The sequence below is a fragment of the Sphingomonas sp. 66-10 genome (assembly GCF_001897045.1).
GTDB classification, from domain to species: domain Bacteria; phylum Pseudomonadota; class Alphaproteobacteria; order Sphingomonadales; family Sphingomonadaceae; genus Sphingomonas; species Sphingomonas lycopersici.
In genome coordinates, this window is sequence record NZ_MKRR01000133.1 from 79,671 (window position 1) to 89,670 (window position 10,000).

At 65.5% G+C, this 10,000-nt stretch carries 8 protein-coding genes; 4 read left to right on the forward strand and 4 right to left on the reverse strand.

Annotated elements, in window-relative coordinates; genetic code table 11:
* Nucleotides 1-500, forward strand: a 500-nt coding sequence (locus BGN95_RS14335) for an AraC family transcriptional regulator (RefSeq protein ID WP_286773055.1), incomplete at its 5' end; no start/stop codon positions are given.
* Here the strand turns inward: BGN95_RS14335 and BGN95_RS14340 are convergent.
* Both BGN95_RS14340 and BGN95_RS14345 read right to left on the reverse strand, forming a co-directional pair.
* On the reverse strand, nt 492-923 hold the full coding sequence (locus tag BGN95_RS14340; protein ID WP_265312686.1) for an ester cyclase: 432 nt from the start codon (nt 921-923) through the stop codon (nt 492-494). The genes BGN95_RS14335 and BGN95_RS14340 overlap by 9 nt on opposite strands.
* Before the next feature lie 22 nt (nt 924-945).
* The gene (locus BGN95_RS14345) at nt 946-2,205 is read right to left on the reverse strand and encodes a TetR family transcriptional regulator (RefSeq protein ID WP_286773056.1); all 1,260 of its coding nucleotides are present in this window, start codon (nt 2,203-2,205) and stop codon (nt 946-948) included.
* Nucleotides 2,206-2,312: 107 nt separating this feature from the next.
* On the opposite strand from BGN95_RS14345, the gene BGN95_RS14350 reads away from it, so the two are divergent.
* Both BGN95_RS14350 and BGN95_RS14355 read left to right on the forward strand, forming a co-directional pair.
* Complete coding sequence (locus BGN95_RS14350) at nt 2,313-4,592, forward strand: TonB-dependent receptor (RefSeq protein WP_286773057.1); 2,280 nt, start codon at nt 2,313-2,315, stop codon at nt 4,590-4,592.
* 14 nt (nt 4,593-4,606) lie between these two features.
* Complete coding sequence (locus BGN95_RS14355) at nt 4,607-5,728, forward strand: serine hydrolase domain-containing protein (RefSeq protein WP_265312689.1); 1,122 nt, start codon at nt 4,607-4,609, stop codon at nt 5,726-5,728.
* A gap of 31 nt (nt 5,729-5,759) precedes the next feature.
* Here BGN95_RS14355 and BGN95_RS14360 read toward each other — a convergent pair whose 3' ends face one another.
* Together BGN95_RS14360 and BGN95_RS14365 are read right to left on the reverse strand one after the other, a co-directional pair.
* Nucleotides 5,760-6,683, reverse strand: coding sequence for an alpha/beta fold hydrolase (locus BGN95_RS14360; protein WP_265312690.1), 924 nt, complete (start codon nt 6,681-6,683; stop codon nt 5,760-5,762).
* Nucleotides 6,684-6,817: 134 nt separating this feature from the next.
* The gene (locus BGN95_RS14365) at nt 6,818-8,422 is read right to left on the reverse strand and encodes an alpha-glucosidase (protein WP_286773058.1); all 1,605 of its coding nucleotides are present in this window, start codon (nt 8,420-8,422) and stop codon (nt 6,818-6,820) included.
* Nucleotides 8,423-8,722: 300 nt separating this feature from the next.
* Between BGN95_RS14365 and BGN95_RS14370 the strand changes: the two genes are divergently transcribed.
* A partial coding sequence (locus BGN95_RS14370; RefSeq protein WP_286773059.1) for a glycogen/starch/alpha-glucan phosphorylase occupies nt 8,723-10,000 on the forward strand: 1,278 nt, incomplete at its 3' end.

Here is a 10,000-nt window from a genome sequence, read left to right on the forward strand (position 1 = left end):
TCCATATTCCGGCCGCAGCGGGCTGGGCGACGCGGTTCGGCCGGCTGATCGCGCTGCTGTCGGAAGAATGCGCGTCCGACTATCCGGGCAAGGAGCTCGTCATCCGGCGGATGCTCGAAGTGCTGCTGATCGAGGCATTGCGCTGGCGCGCGACCGACGGCGCGGGAGGGCTGCTGCGCGGCATGCGTGACGCGGCGCTGGCGCGGGTGCTTGGCGCGATCCACGCCGACGTGCGCGCCGGGTGGACGGTTGCCGAACTGGCGCGGATCGCCGGCATGTCGCGATCGGCCTTCGCGGCGCGCTTTCACGAAGCCTTGGGGTGTGCGCCGATCGAATATCTCGCACGCTGGCGCATGGCGCTCGCCAAGGATGCGCTGATACGCGGGGCGAAATCGCTTGACCGGATCGCGGACGAGATCGGCTATGAATCGGCCAGCGCGTTCAGCACCGCGTTCCGCAAGAGGCTCGGCTGCTCGCCGGGCCGGTTCCGGTCAGCCTAGCCCAAGCGCGTGGAAGACCTGCATCGGATCGAAATAGGGCCGCTCGCAGATGATCTTGTCGCCGCCCGGCGGAAATTCGAACGACGCGGCCATCCTGACGCGGAAGCGCCGCCCGGTCGGCTCGATCACCCGCCCGCCGACGCGCAGCGGGCCGAGATGCGTGCCGGTCAGCCAGAACTCGACCAGCACGGTGTCACCGGCATGAGCGAGCGCGATGATCTCATTGCCCTGATCAGGAAAGGGCGTCCGCGAGGCGCGGAAATAGCCGCGCACGGCCTCTTCGCCGTCATAGACCGTCCCGGTGCCGTACATTTCGTAGCGCGGATGCTCGAAGGTGGCGATCACCGCGTCCCAGTCGCACGCGCATTCGAGCGCCATGTGATCGCGCACCGTCTGCAGCCGCCGTTCCGCGAGTTCGTTCATCATCGCTCTCCTGTCTGTTGCTTCAATCGATCGGCTCAGCAGCGGCGGTCAGACCGTAAAGGAAGAAATCCGCTACCTCAGCCGCGGTGCGTTCCGCGCGATCGAGATCCTCGCCCTCGATCCAACGGCCAAGGAACAGGAACGTCCCCGCCGAGGCAAGCGAGACCGCCTGGGCGTCGAATCGCCGGTTGAGCCCCGCCGCCATGCCGCGTTCGGCAAATCCCACCGAAAGATCGAGCAACGCCGACGCGCGCTGCGAATAGCGCCGCTGATCTTCCGCCGGCAGGCAGCGGAAGAAGATGTTGAGCGACATCGGATGCAGCCCGTAGAGCTGCGCCATCACATTCAACTCCAGCGCGCGCCGTGATTGCTCGATGCTGTCTGCGCCTTCCTCGGCAACGCTCATCAGGCGATCGTAGATTTCGAACCCGCGCTCGAAGCAATGGCGGACCAGCGCGGTCTTGCTCTTGAAGTGATGATAGAAAAGCCCCTTGGTCGCGCCGACCTCAGCCGCCACGTCGTCGAGCGAGACGCCCTCGACCCCGCGTCGATTGAACAGCCGCGACGCCGCGCGCGCCACCTCCTCAATGCGATCGTCTGGCCGCGCGGCAAGGATCGGCGCCAGCAAATTCGCCGCCTCCGCCGGATGCCGCCCGCGCCCCTTGTTGCTGACGATTCCGCGCTCGACCAGCGGCGGCAGTTCCGCCCCGATCCGGGCGGCAAGATTTTCGCCCGCGCGCCCGGTCCACAATTCGCCGAGCGGCGCCCAGAAAACGAGCCCCCAGATCGTCCGCGCCGCGATCGCCGCATTGCAGGCGCGCACCGAGCCGTCGCGCTGGCCCGCGGTGATCAGCGCGGCCAGCCGATCGAACAATTCGTCCTGCCCGCGCTCAACTTCCGCGCGCGCCTCGCCCGACAGCAGATCGACCTCGGCGGCGATCGCGGCGATCGGCCGGTCATGCCCGATCGCCTCGCGCACGAAACCAGCGATCTTGGCGAGCCCCATGCCGGGGAGCGACATGGCGTCGTGAAGCAGCGCCTGCAGCGCGCCGAGCGACTCGAGATAGCATTGCCGCGCGAGATCCTCCCGCCCGGCGCAATAATTATACAGTGCCGCGCGCGAGACCCCGACGGCGCGCGCGATCGCGGCGAGATCGGCCGCCGCGACCCCGACGCGGCGAAACTCCGCGCACGCTTCCTCCAGGACCGCCGCGCGTCGCGCCGCGCGTGCGGCGTCGCGGAGCGGCTTGCCCGCCGCGCTCCTGTCGATGGTCCGGCTCATCGTCTCATCCGTGCCCGATCGCAAGCATATTGACAACTCGGTATGGCCGGACATACCAATATGTCAGAGATAATAACAGATCGGCATGATCCGATGGGGAGGATATCGTGAGCAGGATCTTTCCGTGCGCGCGCCTTTGCGGGGGCATGATCGCCGGCCTGGCGATCGCCGGCCCTTTATCGCAGGCCTATGCGCAGGCCGTCCCGCCCACGCCGGCCGCCAGCGGGAGCGACGGCGCGGGCGACATCGTCGTCACCGCCTACAAACGCGAGGAACGGCTGCAGAATGTCGGCGCGACGATCGAGGCGCTGTCGGCCGAAACACTGCGCACGTCGCGCATCGCGGGGATCAACGACCTGTCGTCCTATGCCCCCAATGTCGACATCAAGGAGACGGTGCCCGGCGCGCTGCCGACCGTCACGATCCGCGGCATCGGGCTCGACGATTTCAGCACCGTGTCGAGCCCGGCCGCCGGGGTCTATGTCGATGAGATCCCCCTCGCCTCGCCCGGCCTGATGAGCGGCAATCTGTTCGATCTGCAGCGGATCGAGGTGCTGAAAGGGCCGCAGGGCACGCTTTACGGCCGCAACACCACCGCGGGCGCGATCAACATCCTGTCCGCGCCGCCCGAGAAGACATTCGGCTATGCCGCGCGGATCAGCTACGGCAATTACGATACGGTCGATGCCGATGTCATGATCAACGCCCCGCTCGGCGATCGCGCGCAGCTTCGCCTCAGCGGCAAGACGGTGCAGCAGGGCACAGGATATTGGACCAGCTCGCTGCTCGAAAACGGCGCGCCGGGGCGCCGCGATATCGGCAGCCGCAACATCTGGCTCGGCCGCGCGGAGCTTGCGCTCCAGCCGACCGACGATCTCGATTTGTTGTTCAAGGTGGAGGGCGAACGCTCGCGCTCCGAAATGGGCGTGCCGCAATTCAACGGCACGTTCGCCGCCGGGATGCCGTTCGTGCTGTGCCCCGCGGTGCTGGCGGGGCATCTCGACAACGGCAATTGCACCGATGCCTATGGCTATCGCCAGACCCGCAGCGACCCCTACAAGGGCGATTGGAAGGGCAGCTTCCCCTATAATATCGATCAGGTGAATTTGCTCGCGAAGATCCGCTATCGCGTCGGCGGGTTCGAACTGACCTCGATCACCGGCTATATCGACTTCAAGCGGCTCTATCACATCGATGTCGATGCCACCCCGCTCGACCAGTTCGACTTTATCGAGAACGAGAAGATCCGCCAGTTCACCCAGGAATTGCGCGTCGGCCGCGAGACAAAGCTTGTCGATATCATCGCCGGCGGTTTCTATTCCTGGGATCGCGTGGCAGGCGACAACACCAACGTGACCGAGCAATGGCCGCTCGTGCTGTTCGGCGCGGCGAGCGGCGCGGGCACGACGACCTATAATCAGGTCACCCGCTCGGCCGCGCTATACGCCAATGCGACGTGGCATTTCGGGCCGCGCGTCGATCTCGTCACCGGGCTGCGCTACACCAGCGAGAAGCGGCATTATGTCGGCGGGACGACCTTCGACACGCCCTCGCCGCTGTTCGGCATCAACGACACCTTCATCGACGGCACGATCCGCGACCATAATCTCACCGGGCGGGTCGCGCTCAACTTCCGCCCGCGCGAGGGGGTGCTGCTCTACGCCTCCGCCTCGCGCGGGCGGAAGAGCGGCGGCTTCTTCAGCGGCTTCACCAACAATGATGCCCAGCTCATCCCCTATCGCCCCGAGACGCTCAACGCGTTCGAAGTGGGGGCGAAGACGCAATTCTCGCGGCTGGTGACCTTCAACATCGCGGGCTTCTGGTACGATTATCACGACCCGCAGACCTATGTGCGCTATGTCGACCCGGCGACCGGGCTGTCGGTCCAGAAGGTCGGCAACGTCAGCCACGCGCGCGTATTCGGCAGCGACATCGACATGATCCTGCGCCCGACCGAGCGCTGGACGTTGACCGGCGGCATCGGGCTGCTCGATACGCGTCTCGCCTCGTTCACCACCGCCGCCGGAACGATCCCGGCCGGGAACCGCCTGCCCAATGCACCGACGACCTCGTTCACCGGCCGCATCCGCTACGATCTGCCGGTCGGCGATGCGATGCGCATCAGCTTCCAGGGCGAGACGCGTTATTCGTCGTCGGTGTTCAAGGATGCCGCCAACGACCCGCTGATCGCGGCGGGGCGCTACTGGCTGTTCAACGGCCGCATCGCGCTGACCCATCATGCCGGCTGGGAAGTCGCGATATGGGGCCGCAACCTCACCGACAAGAGATATGAAGTGCAGGGTACCGACCTCGCGACGCTGGGCATCGTCAACAAGAATTACAACGCGCCGCGTACCTTCGGCGTCGAGCTTTCCTGGCGGCATTGATGCGGAGATCGATGATGAGCGACGACTTTGCCATCTCGGGCGTGTGCGATCCGCGCTTTGCGGCGGTGCGCGAGGCCTTTCATGCCAATTTCACCGAACGCAACGAAATCGGCGCGGCGGTCGCGGTGATCGTCGGCGGCAAGGTCGTGGTCGATCTGATCGGCGGGTGGCGCGACGCGGGGCGCACCCAGCCGTGGCAGCCCGGCACATTGGTCAACGTCTGGTCGTCGACCAAGGGGGTCGCCGCCGCCTGTTTTGCGATGCTCGTCGATGCTGGGCGCCTGTCGTACGACGATCCGGTCGCGCGCTACTGGCCCGAATTCGCCGCCGAGGGAAAGGCGACGATTACGATCGGCCAATTGCTTTCGCATCAGGCGGGTTTGTGCGGCTTCACCGCCCCGGCGCGGTTCGCGGATCTGCTCGGCGGTAGCGCGGCGGCAGCCCGACTCGCGGCGCAGGCGCCGCTGTGGCGGCCGGGGACCGCATCGGGCTATCACGCAATCTCGGTCGGCATTCTCGCGACCGAGCTCTTCGAGCGGATCACCGGCACTTCGCTGCGCCAGTTCGTCGCCGACGAGTTGCGCGGCCGGCGCGGACTCGAAATCTCGATCGGGCTGGACGCCAAAGACGAAGCCCGCCGCGCCGAGATGATCGCACCGCCCGATATGGATTCGGCGCAAGTCGGATCGCTCACCGCACCACAGATCGCCGCGCTCGCCAATCCGCCGCTCGATCCGCTCGCGCCCAATACCCCCGAATGGCGCGCCGCGGACCTGCCCTCCGCCAATGGCCACGCCAATGCACGCGGGCTCGCCGCGCTCTACGCAGCGCTGCTCGACGGCCGACTAGTCAGCCGCGACAGCCTTGTCCGCGCCACCCGCACGCAGATCGAAGGCGTCGATCTCGTGCTCGGCCTGCCGGTTCGCTGGGGCGCGGGCTTCCTCATGAATACCGACGGCATCTACGGCCCCAATCCTGCGGCTTTCGGTCATTCCGGCTGGGGCGGCTCCTTCGCCATGGGCGATCCGGGCGCGCAGGTCGCGATGAGCTACACGATGAACCGCATGGGCACGCAGCTCCGCGACGACCCGCGCGCCAAGGCATTGATCGACGCGCTCTACGCCGCGATCGACTGACCCAAATTCCGCCGGCCGGCCGCTGGTCCCGCTACGATCTTCGAAGGAAAGAGGCGATCGCCTCAACCGTCTGGCCAGGCTGCTCTTCCATCAGCCAATGGCCCGAATTCGGCACGACCAACCCGGTCACATTGTCCGCCGCGGCACGCATGATTACCGCCATCGTCGGCCCGAGCGAATGATCCCCGCCGATCGCCAATATCGGCATTTTCAACGGACCATGAGCAACCGAGGCGCGATTGTCGATCACATCCTGGTCGAAAGCGGCAAATTGCGAGAAGCCGGCGTGCATCCGTCCCGGCGCGGCATAGAGCGTCGCATAATGGACGCGCGCGCCATCCGGGAACGCAGTTCGCGTCGCCGCGAATTCGTTCCAGAAGCGATCGAGATAGATACGCTCGCGGCCAGCGACGAGCCGCTCCATATCCGGCCCGCCAAAGCGGAAATGCCACAATAGCGGGCTCTTCAATATCTCGTCCCACGGCCCGACCCCCGGCACCGGCGCATCCATCATGACGAGCCGCGTGGTGCGATCCGGATAAGCCTCCGCGAAAGCGAAAGCCACCATATTGCCGATGTCGTGTCCGACCACATCGGCCCGCCGGACATTGAGCTTGTCGAGGATGCCGGCCAGGTCCTGCGCCTGGTTCTTTTTCGTGAAACCGTCTGTCGCGACGGCCGACAGACCCATGCCGCGCAGGTCGGGGATTATGACCATGTGATCGCGCATCAGCGCCGCGGCGAGCGGAACCCACATGTCGCCGGTATCGCCATAGCCGTGGACGAGCAGCACGGCCGGCCCTGCGCCGCCAACGCGGACGTGCAGCGTCGTGCCGTTCGTCGCGATGTCCGTCGTCCTGAAGCCCGCCGGAAAGGCAAATTCCTGCGCGGATGCATGCTGCGCGGCAAACAAGGAGAAAAACAGGACGAGCATTGCCGCGATCGCGCGCTTCATATTCCTTCCCCTTTTCTTGTCGACCTCGTCCCGCTTTTGCCTCGGTTTGATGCCCCACATCGCGCAACGGATTACGACGATCAGCAGACATGGACCTCCGGCCGCCAATAGGAAAGGGCGGATGCGAATTTCATTTACCCAGGCACGAACCAGCGCGCGCCGTAGCCGGACAGCACATTATCCTCCGCACCGTTGATCCGAAGGACAACGTGCCGATCGCGCGCGCCATCGAACGTCACGGGGTCGGGCGAGAGATTGTAAGCGCACCGGATCGTCTCGGCGCCAGCAACCCGGTCGAAGACGAGGAGTTCGGTCCCCGCCTCGATCAGCCGGAAATCGCCGCGACGCAGTGCCGGCCGATCGTTGCGCAACGCCAGTACACGCCGGGTGTGACTGAGCAGGGAATCAGGCCTCGCCTCTTGCACGGCAACCGCGCGCGCACGATTGGGCGCGCCGAGCGGCAGCCACGGTTTGCCGGTCGTGAAACCGCCAAGGTCGTCCGCGGTCCAGGGCAACGGCGTTCGCGCACCATCGCGCGACAAGGTCATCGGCCAGTTGGCGATCGCCTCGGGATCCTGCAGCAGTTCGAACGGAATCTCATCCTGTTCGAGCCCAAGCTCCTCGCCTTGATAGAGGATGATATTGCCGCGCAACGAGGCGAGCAGCGCGAGCTTCATTCGCGCATAGCGCTCGATCATATCCGGCGCGGACCAGCGCGACACCGCCCTGGGCGCGTCGTGGTTTTCGAACGCCCAGCTCGGCCAGCCTTCGGCCTCCCCGTCGGCGCCCGTTTCGCCCGGCCATTTTGCCATCACCTCGGCAACCAGCCGCGGGGTGAGATCGGGCGCGTAGAGAAAATCGAAGCCATAGGCGCTCGAAAGGCGCCGCGAGCCGGCGGTATAACTCTTCAATTCGGGCTCCGCCTTGTCGCCGCCCACTTCGGCGACGGTGTGGATCGCGCCATATTCATCGCAGACAGCGCGGATGCGCTCGATGAACGGGATCACGCCGGGCTGGGACTGGCTGTAGAGTTTGGTCTGGAAATCAAACGGACGCGTGCGGACCCGCCCGGTATCCGGCGCTGGCGGATTGTCGCGTAGCAGCGGATCGTGCATCGAATGGTTCAGCGCGTCGAGCCGAAATCCATCGACACCGCGATCGAGCCAGAAGCGCGCGACCGCCAGCAGGGCATCCTGAACGTCGCGATTATGCCCGTTGAGCTGGGGTTGCTGAGCCAGAAAGGTGTGCATGTAATATTGCCCGCGTCGGGCGTCCCAGGTCCAGGCGGGACCGCCGAACACCGACTGCCAGTTGCATGGCGGTGTTCCATCGTCACGCGGATCGGCCCAGACATACCAGTCGGCCTTTTCATTGACGCGGCTCCCGCGGCTTTCGGCGAACCACGGATGAAGGTCCGAGGTATGGGCATAGACCTGATCGATGATCACCTTGAGACCCAGCGCATGCGCCCGGGCAACCAGCGCGTCGAAATCGGCAAGCGTCCCGAAAATGCGATCGACGTCGCAATAATCCGACACGTCATAGCCGAAATCGCGCATCGGCGAGGTGTAGAATGGCGAGATCCAGATCGCGTCGACGCCCAGCGAAGCGACATAATCGAGGCCGGCGGTGATTCCGGGAAGGTCGCCGATCCCGTCGCCGTCGCTGTCACGAAAACTGCGCGGATATATTTGATAGATCGTGGCTCCCTTCCACCACGGATCGTCGCCGGACCCCATGAGCATGCTCCACCTGCCGTTCGCATACGCAGCATGACCGGGGGCGCCCGCCTAGGCAAATGCTCAATCGCGCGACAATCGACGACCGAGCGATCTTGTCGAATCGATCTGCCGTGTCCTACGCTCGGCCGCAGAAGGAGAGAATGCAGGAGGAGCCGACGCTGCCAGGGCTCGGCGCGACAGCGGGTCAACCCGCCCGCGCATGAGCGATATGGCGACGCGGATGGACGCGGGAGAGGACGTGGAGACAAACCGGCGGCCGCCTGTCAGGTGGTTTGCCTGACGGACGGAGCACCTGCCGTGACCCTCGACCCCGCTTCCTCGGCCGCCCAGCTCGACACGCTCATCCTCGATGTTTTGCGCCATCGCGTCGGCAAGGACGAACTCGCCGCCAAGCCGCATGACTGGTTCAACGCCACGGTGCTCGCCGTCCGCGACAAGATTGTCGATCACTGGATCGAGTCGACGCGGCGCACCTATGAGGCGGACGGCAAGCGGGTCTATTATCTCAGCCTCGAATTCCTGATCGGCCGCTTGCTCCGCGACGCGCTCTCCAATCTCGGCCTGACGCGCGACATGGAGCAGGCGTTGCGCGACCACGGGCTCGACCTTGCGCAACTCGAGGAACTGGAGCCGGACGCGGCCTTGGGCAATGGCGGTCTCGGGCGGCTTGCCGCCTGTTTCATGGAGAGCCTCGCGACGCTCGACATTCCCGCTTATGGCTATGGCATCCGTTATGTGAACGGCATGTTCCGCCAGCGCATCGATGATGGCTGGCAGGTCGAACTGCCCGAGACCTGGCTTGCGCACGGCAACCCGTGGGAGTTCGACCGGCGCGAGAGCGCCTATTTGATCGGCTTCGGCGGCGAGGTCGTCGCGGACGGCGACAGCGTCGAATGGCGCCCGGCCGAAAAGGTCGAGGCGAGCGCGATCGATACGCCGGTGGTCGGCTGGCGCGGCACGCGGGTCAACACATTGCGGCTATGGACCGCAACCGCGCTCGATCCGATCAAGCTCGATGCCTTCAACGCGGGTGATCATGTCGGCGCGCTGGCGGACGAGGTAAGGGCCGATGCGCTCGTTCGCGTACTCTACCCGGCGGATTCAAACGCGGCCGGGCAGGAGCTGAGGCTGAGACAGGAATATTTCTTCTCCTCGGCCTCGATCCAGGACATCGTCCGCCGGCATGTCCAATATGAGGGCGATATCCGCAGCCTCCCGGACCACGCGGCGATCCAGCTCAACGACACGCATCCGTCGGTCGCGGTGGCCGAACTGATGCGGCTGATGATCGACGATCATGGCCTCGAATTCGACGAAGCCTGGGACATCTGCCGGAAGACCATCGGCTACACCAATCATACCTTGCTGCCCGAAGCGCTGGAATCCTGGCCCTTGCCGCTGTTCGAACGATTGCTGCCGCGGCACATGCAGATCATCTACGCGATCAACAGCCGCGTCTTGCGCGAGGCGCGGCGCGCGGGAATGGACGAACGGGCGATCGCGGCGATTTCGCTGATCGACGAGGGCGGCGAGCGGCGGGTGAGGATGGCGAACCTCGCCTTCGTCGGCGCGCAT

Coding starts and splice junctions, on each gene's coding strand:
- BGN95_RS14340 (WP_265312686.1), bottom strand. CDS start 923: ATGAACGAACTCGCGGAACGGCGGCTGCAGACGGTGCGCGATCACATG.
- BGN95_RS14345 (WP_286773056.1), bottom strand. CDS start 2,205: ATGAGCCGGACCATCGACAGGAGCGCGGCGGGCAAGCCGCTCCGCGAC.
- BGN95_RS14355 (WP_265312689.1), top strand. CDS start 4,607: ATGAGCGACGACTTTGCCATCTCGGGCGTGTGCGATCCGCGCTTTGCG.
- BGN95_RS14360 (WP_265312690.1), bottom strand. CDS start 6,683: ATGAAGCGCGCGATCGCGGCAATGCTCGTCCTGTTTTTCTCCTTGTTT.
- BGN95_RS14365 (WP_286773058.1), bottom strand. CDS start 8,422: ATGGGGTCCGGCGACGATCCGTGGTGGAAGGGAGCCACGATCTATCAA.